This is a genomic window from Limnohabitans sp. Rim47, assembly GCF_001517545.1.
Classification (GTDB): Bacteria; Pseudomonadota; Gammaproteobacteria; order Burkholderiales; family Burkholderiaceae_C; genus Limnohabitans_A.
This window is the reverse complement of record NZ_FBYA01000001.1, coordinates 58,126-72,886: the sequence shown is the minus strand read 5'-3', so window position 1 is coordinate 72,886 and position 14,761 is coordinate 58,126. Positions and strand designations below refer to the sequence as shown.

14 protein-coding genes are annotated in these 14,761 nt (G+C 58.4%); 10 read left to right on the top strand and 4 right to left on the bottom strand.

All coding sequences use genetic code 11. The features are described from left to right. Window positions 1-7 precede the first annotated feature (7 nt). Window positions 8-2,008: an aconitase family protein gene (locus BN3544_RS00350; protein ID WP_019430935.1), complete on the top strand. Its 2,001-nt coding sequence runs from the start codon at window positions 8-10 to the stop codon at window positions 2,006-2,008. Between the two features lie 58 nt (window positions 2,009-2,066). Here BN3544_RS00350 and BN3544_RS00345 read toward each other — a convergent pair whose 3' ends face one another. The 3 genes from BN3544_RS00345 to BN3544_RS00335 form a co-directional block, all read right to left on the bottom strand. Next, complete coding sequence (locus BN3544_RS00345; RefSeq protein WP_019430934.1) at window positions 2,067-2,327, bottom strand: DUF3297 family protein; 261 nt, start codon at window positions 2,325-2,327, stop codon at window positions 2,067-2,069. 86 nt (window positions 2,328-2,413) lie between these two features. Beyond that, a complete protein-coding gene (locus BN3544_RS00340) occupies window positions 2,414-3,109 on the bottom strand; it encodes a response regulator transcription factor (protein WP_019430933.1) in 696 nt (231 codons plus the stop codon). Between the two features lie 44 nt (window positions 3,110-3,153). After that, window positions 3,154-5,010 carry a sensor histidine kinase gene (locus BN3544_RS00335; protein ID WP_019430932.1) on the bottom strand — a complete coding sequence of 619 codons (1,857 nt, stop codon included), beginning with the start codon at window positions 5,008-5,010 and terminating at the stop codon, window positions 3,154-3,156. A 231-nt stretch (window positions 5,011-5,241) separates the two neighbouring features. Here BN3544_RS00335 and BN3544_RS00330 point away from each other — a divergent pair, with 231 nt between their 5' ends. The 3 genes from BN3544_RS00330 to BN3544_RS00320 all read left to right on the top strand — a co-directional run bounded on the left by BN3544_RS00330 (window position 5,242) and on the right by BN3544_RS00320 (window position 7,536). Continuing rightward, complete coding sequence (locus BN3544_RS00330) at window positions 5,242-5,523, top strand: hypothetical protein (protein WP_019430931.1); 282 nt, start codon at window positions 5,242-5,244, stop codon at window positions 5,521-5,523. 49 nt (window positions 5,524-5,572) lie between these two features. Beyond that, window positions 5,573-6,109: a hypothetical protein gene (locus BN3544_RS00325; RefSeq protein ID WP_019430930.1), complete on the top strand. Its 537-nt coding sequence runs from the start codon at window positions 5,573-5,575 to the stop codon at window positions 6,107-6,109. Window positions 6,110-6,282: 173 nt separating this feature from the next. Then, window positions 6,283-7,536 carry an Hsp70 family protein gene (locus BN3544_RS00320; protein WP_019430929.1) on the top strand — a complete coding sequence of 418 codons (1,254 nt, stop codon included), beginning with the start codon at window positions 6,283-6,285 and terminating at the stop codon, window positions 7,534-7,536. Between the two features lie 124 nt (window positions 7,537-7,660). Here BN3544_RS00320 and BN3544_RS00315 read toward each other — a convergent pair whose 3' ends face one another. After that, window positions 7,661-9,901, bottom strand: a complete 2,241-nt coding sequence (locus BN3544_RS00315; protein WP_019430928.1) for an NADP-dependent isocitrate dehydrogenase — start codon at window positions 9,899-9,901, stop codon at window positions 7,661-7,663. A gap of 271 nt (window positions 9,902-10,172) precedes the next feature. On the opposite strand from BN3544_RS00315, the gene BN3544_RS00310 reads away from it, so the two are divergent. From BN3544_RS00310 to BN3544_RS00285, 6 genes are all read left to right on the top strand, one after another. Continuing rightward, window positions 10,173-10,886, top strand: coding sequence for a YebC/PmpR family DNA-binding transcriptional regulator (locus BN3544_RS00310; RefSeq protein WP_019430927.1), 714 nt, complete (start codon window positions 10,173-10,175; stop codon window positions 10,884-10,886). 228 nt (window positions 10,887-11,114) lie between these two features. Then, on the top strand, window positions 11,115-11,876 hold the full coding sequence (locus tag BN3544_RS00305; protein ID WP_019430926.1) for a GntR family transcriptional regulator: 762 nt from the start codon (window positions 11,115-11,117) through the stop codon (window positions 11,874-11,876). Continuing rightward, window positions 11,873-12,667: a transporter substrate-binding domain-containing protein gene (locus BN3544_RS00300; protein WP_019430925.1), complete on the top strand. Its 795-nt coding sequence runs from the start codon at window positions 11,873-11,875 to the stop codon at window positions 12,665-12,667. Before BN3544_RS00305 ends, BN3544_RS00300 begins: the two co-directional genes overlap by 4 nt. Window positions 12,668-12,687: 20 nt before the next feature. Further along, window positions 12,688-13,359 (top strand): amino acid ABC transporter permease, encoded by a 672-nt coding sequence (locus tag BN3544_RS00295; RefSeq protein ID WP_019430924.1) that lies wholly within the window; start codon window positions 12,688-12,690, stop codon window positions 13,357-13,359. Beyond that, complete coding sequence (locus BN3544_RS00290; RefSeq protein ID WP_019430923.1) at window positions 13,352-14,002, top strand: amino acid ABC transporter permease; 651 nt, start codon at window positions 13,352-13,354, stop codon at window positions 14,000-14,002. The genes BN3544_RS00295 and BN3544_RS00290 overlap by 8 nt, the downstream gene beginning before the upstream one ends. Beyond that, on the top strand, window positions 13,989-14,741 hold the full coding sequence (locus tag BN3544_RS00285) for an amino acid ABC transporter ATP-binding protein (RefSeq protein WP_019430922.1): 753 nt from the start codon (window positions 13,989-13,991) through the stop codon (window positions 14,739-14,741). Before BN3544_RS00290 ends, BN3544_RS00285 begins: the two co-directional genes overlap by 14 nt. The last annotated feature ends 20 nt before the right edge of the window (window positions 14,742-14,761 follow it).

Sequence of the window (14,761 nt, the reverse complement as noted above, 5' to 3'; positions counted from 1 at the left end):
GTTGACCATGTCCGATCCTGCATTGCAAGCCCTGTTGCCCAAGGCCTTGAAGACACCGCTCAAGGTCTTGTACCTGTGCCAAGAGGCCGCGTTGATCCGCCGTCAACTGGCGGGCGAGACCCTCACACGGGAACAAGCCGGGGCACTGCGTGACGATGTCTCGACCGACGAGATCACGCCCGTGCACATCCTCAGCCATTACGACGACACGCTGGGCGACTTTGCCCACACCGGGCTGCGCTGCCAAGGCGTCAACCCGATCGGGCCGAAGGCGCTCAGGCAAGCGGGTTTTGCGGTGCTGGTGGCGGGCCGTCGCTATGGCAAAGGCTCGTCACGCGAACACAGCCCCACCGCCGAAAAACTGGCGGGCGTGCAACTGGTGATTGCCGAGAGCTTTGAGCGCATTTATCGCCAAAACGCCGACAACATCGGCCTGTTCACCTCGACCGACTGGGGCCTGCTCGAACGCATCGAACGCGGCGAATCCATCACACTGACCGATCTGGTGGCCGGCCGCGACGCATTGGCCACCTCGATCTTGTTGGCCGGTGGTTTGCTGCGTTGGGGTCAGCGTTTTTTGGGGGGCACGCCCACCTTCACGGATCGGGTTGGACCGCAAACGCTGTTTGAAAAAATCTTGCACCGCCACCGCCTGCCCGCGCCACACACGCCCGAGCAGCCACAAGCGGGTGAAGGCCTTTTTGTGCGGGCCGACTGGCGCTTCATCCACGAGTACTACACCGGCATGGCCGACACCTTGCTGCGCGGGGCACTGGGCCAGCACTTCCGTCTGCAACGGCCCGAGCAGATTGTGGTGTTTGAAGACCACACCTCTTACGTCGATGAAAGCCCGGCCCATGTGCGCGGCGGTTTGATGGCCAACATGCGGGCCATGAGCCAAGCGCAGCGCGACTTTGCAGCCCGACACGGCCTGCGCATGCACCGCACCCTGACCGAAGCAGAGGTCTTGCTGGACGACGGCAGCAACGTGGCCGGCATCTCGCACGCCATGGTGGCCGAGCATTACGCACTGCCCGGCCAGTTGGTCGTGGGTACCGATTCGCACACACCCCACAGCGGGGCACTGGGCTGCGTGGCCTTTGGCGTGGGCACCACCGACATGGCCAACGCTTTTGTGACCGGCGCAGTGCGTGTGACATGGCCCGAAAGTGTGCAAGTGACTTTGCACGGCGCACTGCCTGTGGGCGTGACCGCCAAAGACCTGATGCTGCACCTGCTGGCCACGCCTTGGATCCGCGCGGGACATGGCGTGGGCAAGGTGTTCGAGTTCACCGGTGAAGGCATCGCCCCAATGGACACCGACGAACGCGCCACCTTGACCAATATGTGCGCGGAGCTGGGGGGCTTGACAGGCATCGTGGCCCCCGACGCACAAACCCTGCGGTTTTTGAAAGAACGGCGGGGCGTGGACTTCCAAATTGAAGACTGGATGCACAGCGACGAGGGTGCCCACTTCGTGCACCACATCGCCGTCGACCTGTCAGGCTTGCGCCCCATGGTGGCCCAACCCGGCGACCCCGGACAAGGCCTGGCCGTGGCGGATTTAGCAGAACGCGTGCGCATCGACATCGCCTATGGCGGCTCATGCACAGCGGGCAAACGCGAAGACTTTGACCATTACCACGCGGTGCTGGCCTGGGGCTTGAAACAGGGCCTGAAGATCCCGCCAAGTGTGCAAGTGTTCTTGCAATACGGCACCACCGCCGTGCGGGACTACTGCATCGCACAAGGCTATGACAAAACTTTCGCGGCCATGGGGGTGCGCATCTTGCAACCTTCTTGCGGGGCTTGCGCCAATTGCGGACCGGGTTCATCGACCGATGCGGCGCAAGTCACCGTGAGCGCCATCAACCGCAATTTTCCGGGCCGCTCGGGGCCCGGCCAAGTCTGGCTGGCCAGCCCGCCCACGGTGATGGCCAGCGCGTTGGCGGGTGAGCTGCTGTCGTTTGAAGAGTTGCAGCGGCGCACGCGCCAGTCCGCTGACTAAGCGGAATGGGAAAGACCGCAACCGCTGCTTACGAAGCGGGTGTGCTCAGCGGGTGTGCTCAGCGGTAAAACGCCTCGACTTGGCCCTTGAGTTTGATCAGCAGCGGCTGGCCTTTGCGGTCCAGCGTTTTGCCAGCGGGCACGCGCACCCAGCCTTCGCTGACGCAGTATTCCTCGACATCGCTGCGCTCTTTGCCATTGAAACGGATGCCAATGTCGTGCTCAAACACGGCGCGGATGTGAAAGGGGCTGCGTGGGTCGATCGACAGGTGATCGGGCAATTCAGGGCGAGAAGTGGCTGGGGCTGGGGTATCGGTCATGGGATTGGGCTTTTTAAAACCACTCGAATCTATACCAAAAGCGGGTGAAATTTCGGATTTTGTCTTGCCGGGCCCCCAAGCGGACGTCAATGCACAAAGTTGATCCTGACGCACAGCTGGTAACCGACGCCCCACACCGATTTGATCGCCGGTTCATCGCCTTCGACCTGCACACTTTTGAATTTCTTTCGCAAACGGGCAATCATTTCTTCCAGCGCGTGCTTGCTCATCAAGGCTTCGTCGTTCTCGTCTGCGAACAAATCGCACAGCACGGCCGATTCCAAGGTGTTGTCCTTGGCCTGCACCAGGGCCAGCAAAATCGTTTTTTCTTTGCTGGTCAAACGCAGCTTTTGCGTTTGATCCGGACCCAGCAAAGTGCGGTCACGCAAACTCAGCGACCACTCTGGTGCCATTTGCGCCTGCTTGAGGCGTCGCCCCAGACTCAACAACACCAAGACCAGTTCATCCGGTGCCACAGGTTTTGTCAGGTAAATGTCTGCGCCACCTTGCTTGTAACCGGCAATTCGGTCATTCAATGCGACGCGGGCGGTCATGATCACAATGCCTGCATCTGGACGCGACTGCCGCACACGACGGCACAGGCTTAAGCCATTTTCGCCCGGCAAATTCAGGTCAATCAGGTAAAGATCAAAAGCGATGCGGGCATTCAGATCGTCTAGCCCCGATGCACTGTTGGCCGCGTGCACCTGGAAACCGTGAGCCGTCAGGTGCACTTCGATCTCCTCGCGCAGCAGGCGATCGTCTTCCACCAGTGCCAACATCAGTGGCCGATGAGCATCTCTGGATGCAAGGGTCAGGGCGGAGTTCAGCAGGGGATCCTCACTTCAAAAAAGACTTCTCCGTCCACTTTTCGGTAGTGGACCGTGGCCCCCATTTTCTCGGCCGCCGAATGCACCAGGCTCAGACCGATGCCCATGCCGGGATGGTTTTGAAAATTAGGGTGCCGGTAATAGCGTTCAAACAAACGGTGTTCGTCAGGCAGGCTTCCCTCGGCAACGCGGTTGCTGATGCGAAAACAGGTCTCGGACGGTGTTTCGTTCGTGATGGTGATCTTGATCTTGCCATCGGCGGCGTATTTGACAGCGTTGCTGACCAGGTTTTCCACGATCAAGGCCAAAAAATGGGGGTCGGCATAAAAAGATGCGCCCTCCTGGATGCTGACTTCAAACCGGTCTTCGTCCCGGTATTCCTGCATGACCACGTTCATCAACTCTTGCGCTGAAATGGCTTCGGCTGCATCGTGGGCATCATGGCGTTCAATTTTGTTGGACAGCGCCACATGTTCGATCATCGCGTCCATGCGGTTCACCGAAGCATCGATGTGTTGAACCCGTTCCAGGGATTCCCCCTGTGATTTGGCGGCTCTTTTGAGCGAAGCCAAGGCAAATTTGATGGTGCCCAAAGGGGTTTTTAACTCGTGGGTCAGCATGTCAATCAGATCTCTGCGTTCTTTGAGTTTTTCTTGGTGGGCCTTGGACTGGGCGGCTTCTATCTGCAAGTCTTGCAGTTCTTGCAACTTCTGAAGTTTCCGGTTGGATTTTTCACTCGCCACAATCCAGAACACCACGATGCCAACCGGGACGCCATTGAGCCGCCAGTCGGCAATCGACTGAAACAGCCCCATGTGGTCACGCCACCAGACCAGCCCGAGGCTGGCATACAAGCCCAAGCTGACAAAAAACAGGAAGATCAAGAAACTGGACAGCAAAATCTTCTTTAATTGAGGTGCAATGTGGCCCGCCGACCAAACGCCCAGCACCAGCACCAGCGTGTTCAACCACAACACAATGGCGTTGAACTTCAAAGCCCAAACCGCATGTTCCGTCAAAACCCCGTACAGGTTGACGCCACAGCCAGCCAGCATGAGCACGACGGCTGCGCGATAGGCGGCTACCGGTTTCCACGGCTTCAAGACCACCCAGCCCAACAGCACCATCAAGGCGACCCGCACCACCTGAGCCATATTGGCCAAGTCATTGCGCGTTTCTGCAGACACAAAAGGCAGCCATTGCGCCAGTAGGCCCGTGGTCGCGGCGATCGACAAAATCACAGATGCTTGAAACCAGCAATAAAGATGCAACAGACGGGATCGTTCGATCAGAAAGAATGCGAGCGACAAAACCAGCAGTGCTGCCGCCAGCGTCAAAGACACGGTCATGCGCTTGATGCGGACAATCGCAGAGGGGATGACCTCGTCAGCTGTCATGACAAGGGTCTCCACCATCCTGACGCTGGTGGTCTGAACTTTCAAATAGACCGTGGTCGCTGCCCCATCGAAAGCAGACAGCCCGAAGCAGTACAAATCGTCGGGGCAATTTGGGGTCTGTTCGACATGGCGGTCGCCCCCTTGCTGCGTGATCCAGCGCCCGCCCCGCTGCTCGTAAAAGGTCAAATCGTCCAGAAAGTAAGGCCCCACCCTGAGCACTGTGCTTGTGTTGGCTTGGGGCGCTGTTATCTGAAGCCGAACCCAAGTTTCCCCTTTTGTGAAACCCAGACGCAGAGTGCCCTCATACGGGGTGAACGCCAATGATTGAACGTCGTTGATCGTGTGCTTAGAGGTGTCGCTGTGGTAGTAAGCGGTATCGAGCCGATAGCCCACCGCTGCGGCGTGCACAGACACCTGGAAAAGCAACAACAACAGCAAACACAACAAGCGCTTCATGATTGAGTCAAATCATAGAAGTTTGAAATCCCAAAAACCGACCTCGCGCAAATTGATCATCAAATTAACGCTTTAAGTGAGAGCAATTGTGAGCTTTTGCCGCGCCGCAACCACGGGTGTCGCCATCACTGTGAGGATCTGTGTGTTTGCATGAAGTTTGATGTGAAAACCCACAGTGGGCGCTGTTAGATTGCAGCCGTCCTGCAACACATCTTCTTTTGGAATGACGCCATGTCTTCACTTAAACAACTGCAACAACAAAAAGCCGATCTGGACCTGAAAATCGCGCAATCGATGGAAATTGCGAAAAAGATATCTCTCGATTTGGAGCAAGCCCAAATTCGGCAGGAGGAAATCGAGATTGGCACCGCCAAAATCAGAGACTTGATGGAAAAGTACAACCTGAGCCAAGAAGATATTTTTCCTGGCGCATCCTCATCCAAGGGGGTGTCCATTGAGCACAGAGAGTCCAAAACTCTGGCAGAGATGCGTCAATATTTCAATCGCCGATGAGCAGGCGCCTTCTCGGCCCAGATGATCACTTTCAGCTGTACAGAAAACCATGTTGGAATACCGTGACGAGCCATTGATCACTGCCCAAGAACTGGCTGCACTGAATGCTGGCGCATATCAAAATCCGGCAGAAAGTATCGACACCTACTTTCCACTGAAGATGTGGTTCATGAGTTGGTTTTGTGGTGTGTCCGGTACAACCTTGCTGTTGCAAAGCCATGAGTTGGCGACCCTGTTGGTCAAGGATGTTGCCTTGGTTGAATGGCTGGATAGCATTCTTTATTTCAGGGGCTGGTTCGTTTTGGGTAGCATGTCACTTGCGCTTTATGCGTACCTGAAGAACTGGCACCTCACCTTTGTTTTCAGTGTGCTGTTAAGTGTCGACGCCATGAATTGGGTGTTGGACTTGTTCATGGTTTACCAAGAACATTTGAGTGATTCCACTTTTGTTCTCGCTGCTTCATTTCTGATCCGCTTCTTCGCACTCACCTGCCTTGTTTTTTGCGCTAAAAATGCCAGCCGCGTGCCAGCCACGACCGACCGGCTGAACCTCTTTTTGCACCTCAGAACCAGCGTTCCCAAGTAGGTCTTTGCAAGCCGATGGTTCGTGCAGGGCTCACCCATCTGCACAAAACGCATACCCGCGTCAAAGCGCTGCACGCTAAATGGCACAATCGCCGGTCTTGTAAAAGCAGGCTCTATAAGCCTGTTGCGCCACCACCGAACTGCCGCCTTGGCAGGTTGCACCCGCTTCTTCTCATGACTCTTTCCCCCGCCGGCACGCTCGGCATCGATTTCGGCACTTCCAACTCGGCCATGGCCTGGCTCGGCCCGCAAGGCAGCGCCCGCCTGATACCGCTGGAAGGTGAGGCGCTGGTCATGCCGACAGCCGTGTTTTACAACGCCGAAGACCACAGCACCCACTTCGGGCGCGATGCCCTCAAACACTATCTGGAAGGCACTGAAGGCCGCTTGATGCGCTCGCTCAAAAGCCTGCTCGGCAGCCCGTTGTTGATGGAAACCACGCAGATCGGCCACCAGCAGATCAGCTTTCAGGACATCATTGGCACCTTTTTGGCCACCCTGCGCGAACGCGCCACCCAAAACCTGGGCACCGCCCCCCGTCGCGTGGTCATGGGGCGGCCCGTGCATTTTGTGGACGACGATGCGACGCGCGATGCGCAAGCCGAGGCCTCGTTGCGCCAGGCGGTGCAGTCGGTGGGTTTTGACGAAGTGTCCTTCCAACTGGAGCCGATCGCCGCTGCGCTGGATTACGAGCAACGCCTGAGCCAAGAAAGCACCGTGCTGGTGGTCGATTTGGGCGGCGGCACATCGGACTTCACTGTGGTGCGCCTGGGGCCAGACCGCATGCAGCGTGCCGACCGCAGCCTCGACATTCTGGCCACGACAGGCGTGCACATTGGCGGCACCGACTACGACCGGCAACTCAACTTGGCCCAGGTCATGCCCTTGCTGGGCTACAAGCACATGGGGCCCGAGCAGCGTGAAGTGCCCAGCCGAGTGTTTTTTGACTTGGCCACTTGGCACCTGATCCATTGGCAATACCAGCCCAAGGCCATCAGCCATGCCAAAACCCTGCGCAGCAATTACAGCGATTCGCACCTGCACGAACGCCTGATGCGCGTGTTGACCGAGCGTCACGGTCACCACATGGCGCACGAGGTCGAGCAAGCCAAGATCCGCTGCTCGGTGCAAGGGGCCGATACCGGCATTGGTCTGTCGGTGATCGAGCGCGACCTGCAAGCTACTTTGGGCGTGAGCGACATGCAAGACCATTTGCATGACCTGTTGGCCCGCACGGTGGCCTGTGCGCGTGAGTGTGTGCAACGCGCAGGCTTGACCGACGATTCGCTGAATGCCATCTACCTCACGGGCGGTTCATCGGCCTTGCGCACCTTTCAGCAAGCCTTGCAGGCCGAGTTTGCGGGCGTGAAACTGGTCGAAGGCGATTTGTTTGGTGGTGTGGCTTTGGGACTGGCCTACAGCCGCTGAGCGGACGGCACCTGCCGGGCAGCGCGCCCGACTGACCGTTGATGAGCGCAAAAAAAGCCACTCAGGCAGAACCTGAGTGGCTTCGCGCCAAAGCGCCATCCAAGGCGCATCAGCGATCAGACTTTCACTGCGCTTTCACTGTGGCCAGTGCGGCATTGAAGGTGGCGCTGGGGCGCATGATGGCGGCCAGCTTGGCTTGGTCAGGCATGTAGTAACCACCAATGTCCACAGGCTTGCCCTGCACGGCATTGAGTTCTTCCACGATCTTCTTCTCGTTGTCGGTCAGTTGCTTGGCCAAAGGCGCGAACTGGGCGGCCAGTGCGGCGTCTTCGGTTTGCGCAGCCAACTCTTGTGCCCAGTACATGGCCAAGTAAAACTGGCTGCCACGGTTGTCCAACTGACCTGTCTTGGGCGACGGGTTCTTGTTGTTGTCGAGCAGCTTGCCTGTGGCGGCGTCGAGCATCTTGGACAACACGGTCGCCTTTTTGTTGCCGGTCTTCAAACCCAGGTCTTCCAGCGAAACGGCCAGCGCCAAGAATTCGCCCAGCGAGTCCCAACGCAGGTGGTTTTCTTCCACCAACTGTTGCACATGCTTGGGCGCAGAGCCGCCGGCACCGGTTTCGTACATCCCGCCACCGGCCATCAAGGGCACCACCGACAGCATCTTGGCCGAGGTGCCCAACTCCATGATCGGGAACAAGTCGGTCAGGTAGTCGCGCAAAATGTTGCCGGTCGCGCTGATGGTGTCCAGACCGCGCACGACGCGCTCCAGGGTGTAACGCATGGCACGCACCTGGCTCATGATCTGGATTTCCAGACCCGAAGTGTTGTGCTCGTGCAGGTACATCTTGACCTTGGTGATCAATTGGGCTTCGTGTGGGCGGTACTGGTCGAGCCAAAATACCACCGGCATGCCCGAGTTGCGGGCACGCGTGACAGCCAGCTTGACCCAGTCACGGATGGCGGCGTCCTTGACCTGGCACATGCGCCAGATGTCACCGGTTTCCACGTCTTGCGACAGCAGCACTTCACCGGTGTTGATGTCGGTGATGTTGGCCACGCCGTCTTCGGCGATCTCAAAAGTTTTGTCGTGCGAGCCGTACTCTTCGGCTTGCTGGGCCATCAGGCCGACGTTGGGCACGGTGCCCATGGTCTTGGGATCGAACGCGCCATGCCACTTGCAGAAGTTGATCATCTCCTGGTAAATGCGGGCAAAAGTCGACTCGGGCATCACGGCCTTGACGTCTTTCAAACGGCCATCGGCACCCCACATCTTGCCGCCGTTGCGGATCATGGCGGGCATGGACGCGTCCACGATCACGTCGTTGGGCGAATGGAAGTTGGTAATGCCTTTGGCCGAGTCCACCATGGCCAGCTCAGGGCGGTGCTCATGGCAAGCGTGCAGGTCGCGCTTGATTTCGTCTTGCTTGGATTGGGGCAGCGCGGTGATCTTGTTGTACAGATCGGCCATGCCGTTGTTCACGTTCACGCCCAATTCTTCAAACAATTTGGCATGCTTGGCAAACGCCTCTTTGTAGAAGATCTTGACGCAGTGACCAAACACGATGGGGTGCGACACCTTCATCATGGTGGCCTTGACGTGCAGCGAGAACATCACGCCGGTCTTGTGTGCGTCTTCGATTTCTTGTTCGTAGAAAGCCTCCAGCGCTTTCTTGCTCATGAACATGCTGTCGATGACTTCGCGGTCGAGCAAGGCCACTTTGGGCTTCAGGACGATGGTCTTGCCGCTCTTGGTGATCAGCTCCATCTTTACTTCGCGGGGGCGGTCCAGTGTCAAGGATTTTTCGCCATGGTAGAAATCGCCCGCGTGCATGTGCGAGACGTGTGAACGCGAGGCCTGGCTCCAATCGGCCATGCTGTGGGGGTTCTTGCGGGCAAACTCTTTCACGGCGCGGGGTGCGCGGCGGTCTGAATTGCCTTCGCGCAGCACGGGGTTGACGGCAGAGCCGGTGCACTTGGCGTAACGGGCCTTGAGCGCTTTTTCTTCGTCGGTCTTGGCGTTCTCGGGGTAGTCGGGCAAGGCGTAGCCCTTGGACTGCAATTCCTTGATGGCCGCAATCAACTGGCCCACCGAAGCGCTGATGTTGGGCAGCTTGATGATGTTGGCGGTGGGCTTGAGTGTCAGTTTGCCCAGCTCAGCGAGGTTGTTGGGCGCACGTTGCTCCGCGGGCAGCAAATCCGAAAACTCACCCAAAACCCGGGCTGCGACTGAAATATCGCTTTCGGCCACTTCAATGTCGGCAGGTGCCGTGAAGGTGCGGATGATGGGCAAAAACGAGGCAGTCGCCAACAAAGGGGCTTCGTCTGTGAGGGTGTAAATGATCTTGGATTTGTCTGTAGCCATGGGTACTCTCGTTTCTCGTTATCGGGATGTGTCGAACAGATTCGAAAAACCGCCCTTTTAAGGTGGTTTAGCCCGTGACTTTATCTCAAAAGAGCCCCTGTTTGACTGACGAAAGGGCGTGCCCGACCTATCCCGGTCAGGCCATGAGAGGCTGGGTGTACACGGGCGATTAAACTGAGGCCCCTTCTGAGTTGCGTCAAGCCCCTGTGTTTGGCGCTTGATTGACCCGGCCCGTGCCTTGAATGCACCGGCCAAAACCTAGGAAATTCCCATGGGCGCGCAATGGAAAGCAAAAGGCAAGGCACAGGCAGCAGACGCCCGAGGCAAATTGTTTGGCCGACTGGCCAAGGACATCATGATTGCGGCGCGCAACGGCCCAGACCCGGCCGCTAACTCTCGCTTGCGCCTGGTGGTCGAGCAGGCCCGGAAAGTCTCTATGCCCAAGGAAACACTGGAGCGCGCCATCAAGAAAGGCGCCGGCCTTTTGGGCGATGCCGTGAGCTTTGAGCGTGTGATTTATGAGGGCTTTGCCCCGCACCAGGTGCCTGTGATGATCGAGGTGCTGACGGACAACGTGAACCGCAGCGCGTCCGAGATGCGTGTGCTGTTTAGAAAAGGCCAGCAAGGCTCGTCAGGTTCCGTGTCGTGGGATTTTGACCATGTTGGCCTGATCGAAGCCGAACCCACCCAAGCCGGTGCCGACCCTGAATTGGCCGCGATTGAAGCGGGTGCACAAGACTTTGAGCCCGCCGACGAAGACGGCATGACCGTGTTCATCACCGAAGCCGCTGACCTGGACTTGGTCAGCCGGGCCCTGCCCGCGCACGGCTTTACGGTGGTCGCGGCCAAACTGGGCTACAAGCCCAAAAACCCGGTGGACCCAACCAACTTGAGTGCCGAACAACTGGAAGAGGTTGAAGCCTTCTTGGGGGCCATCGACAACAACGACGACGTGCAGAACGTGTTTGTGGGGCTGGCAGGCTAAGACCCGCCCACGCCAGCCAAGGGCCTGACGGGAGATTCCCGTCAGGCCCTTTCGTTTTGGAGTCGGCCCACACACAATGCAAATTGGTGCGCGTGCACGCACCAAGCAAGGGAAATCCATGAGCCACAAGTAATTTGCGCACACCTATGATGCACAAATCTTGCATACAAGATGCCAAAACAACTGGCACGGTATTCGCTAGAGGTTCAAGCAAAGGAATCCCTGGTTGTGAACTCCAAAGACATTGCCCATCGGATCGTGGAAGCGATCCTGGCCCAAAAGTTGATGCCCGGTGCGCGCCTGGGTGAGCAGGCTTTGTCGATGCTGTTTGACTGCAGCCGCACCCTGGTGCGCGAAGCGCTGATGCAACTGGCCGCACGCGGCATCGTGCAGGTCAGCTCGCGCCGGGGCTGGTTTGTGGTGCAACCCTCCAAGACCGAAGCGCGCGAGGCTTTTGAGGCCCGCCGGGTGATTGAGACGGGTCTGATCCGCAGCGCCGGGGCCATGGACAAGACCACGCTCAAACGCCTGAAGCAACACATCCAGCAAGAAAAAACCGCGCTCAAGCAAGACGATGTGGGGCGTCGCAGCTTTTTGCTCGGAGACTTCCATGTGTGCCTGGCCGAGTGCCTGGGCAACCAGTTGCTGGCCGATACGCTGCGCGACTTCACGGCGCGCACCACCCTGATCGCCATGCTCTACCAGTCCAGCCACGATGCGGTGAAGTCCTGCCAGGAACACATCGAGATCGTGCAAGCGCTTGAGCGTGGCGACAAGGAAACTGCCGAGCGGCTCATGGCCGAGCATATTGGCCAGGTGCAATCGGCCTTGCAGATCAACGCCGCGCCCGCAGACCCACTGGCCGAATTGCGTTTGGCACTGGCCCCCATGAACCCAGCTAGCGCCGTGGCCAAAAAGCTGGCCAAGAGCGCAGCCAGCCCAACAACTTCAATCACCTCACCTTCCACTTACCTAGGAGCCTTGCTATGAAACTCTCGAAACGCCTTGTGTTGTCCACCGCCGTGGCCGCCAGCCTGTTGACGCTGGCAGGTGCCAGCCACGCCCAAGCCGCGCTGGACAACATCCAGAAAGCCAAGCTGATCAAGATCGCCATCCCGACCGACTTCCCGCCTTATGGTTTTGTGGGCATTGACCTCAAGCCCCAGGGCTTGGACATCGACATGGCCAATTTCATTGCTGCCAAGATGGGCGTGAAAATCGAGCTGATGCCAGTGACCAGCGCCAACCGCATCGCCTACCTGCAGACCAAGAAGGCCGATCTGGTCATTTCCACGCTGGGTAAGAATGCCGAGCGCGAGAAAGTCATCGACTTCACATCGGCTTATTCGCCTTTCTTTCAGGGCATTTATGGCCCCAAAAACATCAGCGTCAAATCTATGGCCGACTTGGCCGGTAAAACCGTGGCCGCCACGCGCGGTGCTTTGGAAGATCAAGAGTTGACCAAAGTCGCCCCTGTGGGCACTGACATCAAACGCTTTGAAGACAACAACGCCACGGTCTCGGCCTTCGTTGCGGGCCAAACCCAATTGCTGGCCACGGGCGTGTCGGTCGCAGGCGTGATGATGCAAAAGAATCCACAGCTCAATACCGAATACAAACTGCTCCTCAAAGACAGTCCCAACTTCATTGGCGTGGGCAAGGGAGAAGACGCGCTGCGCACCAAGGTCAATGCCATCATTGCCGATGCCAAGAAGTCGGGCGACATCGACAAGATGGCGCAAAAGTGGTTGGGCCGCCCCGCTGGCCAGTTGCCTGAATAAGCGCGCGGAGGGCTGAGACCATGGCCATCGAGCTGGACTTTGCAGCGGTTTTGACCGAATGGCCCTTGTTGGTCAAGGGGGTGGCGTGGACGCTCGGCCTCACGGCCGTGTCTGCGGTGCTGGGCGTGCTGCTGGGCATTGGCTGCGCCTGGGTGCGCACCCAAGGGCCCGGCTGGAGCCGCCCCGGCGTAGCCGCTTATGTGGAGCTGATCCGCAACACGCCTTTCATCGTTCAGCTCTTTTTCCTGTTCTTTGGCTTGCCGGCCATGGGCGTGCGCCTGAGCCCCGAGTGGTCTTCGGTGATCGCCATGGTGATCAACCTGGGGGCCTATTCGGCCGAGATCGTGCGGGCAGGCATCCAGACCACGCCTGCAGGGCAGATCGAAGCGGCCATGAGCCTGGCGCTGTCGCGCATGCAGACCTTCATCTGGGTGGTGCTGCCACCCGCCTTGCAACGAGTTTGGCCTGCGCTGGTCAGTCAGATCATCATCGTGATGCTGGGCTCGGCGGTATGCGGTCAGATCTCGACCGAAGAGCTGAGCTTTGCCGCCAATCTGATCCAGAGTCGCAATTTCCGTGCCTTTGAGGCCTTCATCGTCGCCACAGCCATTTACCTTTTGCTGTCGATCGCCGCACGCGCCACGCTGAACTGGTTCGGCCAGCGCTTCTTGTTCGGAGGCCGCCGTGGTTGAGTTCTCTCTCTGGGACATCGTCAGCAATCTGCTGTTGGCTGCGCGCTGGACGATCGTGTTGTCGTTGATCGCTTTTGTGGGTGGCGGCTTGGTGGGCCTGGCATTGCTGATTGCCCGCACCACGCCCATCCGCATCCTGCAAAAGACGGTGGCGCTTTACGTTCAAATTTTTCAGGGCACACCTTTGCTAATGCAGCTGTTCCTGGCCTACTTCGGCATGGCCATGCTGGGTGTGGAAACCTCGGCCTGGACCGCCGCAGCCGTGGCTTTGACGCTCTACAGCAGTGCCTTCCTCACCGAAATATGGCACGGCTGCGTCAAATCAATTGGCAAAGGCCAGTGGGAAGCGGCGCAAAGCCTGGCGTTGAACTTTGGCGAGCAACTGCGCTACGTGATTTTTCCGCAGGCCGCGCGCATTGCAGTCGCGCCTACGGTGGGCTTTTTGGTCCAGGTGGTCAAGGGCACGGCGCTGGCTTCGGTGATTGGGTTCATTGAACTGACCAAAGCCGGCACCATGATCACCAACGCCACCTTCAAACCGTTTGTGGTCTACAGCTGTGTGGCCGTTTTGTATTTTCTGATCTGCTACCCGATCAGCCTGTATGCACGCTCTCTCGAAGGCAAATTCCATGTCCAACGCTGATTCTTCTACCGCCGCTGTCGCGATCACCGGGCTGCGCAAGTCCTACGGCAGCAACGAAGTCCTCAAAGGCATCGACCTGCAGGTGCAGCCGGGCGAGGTGATCGCCATCATCGGCAAAAGCGGTTCGGGTAAAAGCACGTTGCTGCGTTGCATCAACGGGCTGGAGACATTCCAGCACGGCAGCTTGACAGTGCAGGGCCAGCCCTTGGTGTACGACGATCCGGCGGCCATGCGGACCTTGCGCCAGCAAGTGGGCATGATCTTCCAGTCCTTCAACCTGTTCCCGCACCTCACGGTGGGCAAAAACATCCAGCTCGCGCCCGGTCTGGTCAAGCAGCTGACCGCGGCCGAGACCGAGGCCACGGCACGCCGCCTGCTGGCGCGCGTGGGCCTGGCCGAAAAGTTCGACGCTTTCCCCGATCAACTCTCAGGAGGACAGGAGCAGCGCGTGGCGATTGCCCGGGCGCTGGCCATGTCACCCGGCATCTTGTTGTGCGACGAAATCACTTCGGCGCTCGACCCCGAACTGGTCGGCGAAGTGCTGGCCGTGGTGGAGTCATTGGCGCAAGAAGGCATGACGCTCTTGATGGTCACGCACGAGATGAACTTTGCCCGCAAAGTCAGCGACCGCGTGATCTTCATGCACCAAGGTTTGGTGCACGAGCAAGGCGCACCGACCGAACTGTTTGCCAACCCAAAGACGCCCGAATTGCAGCAGTTTTTGTCTTCGTTGCACTGAGGCAAAATCGCGAACATCCT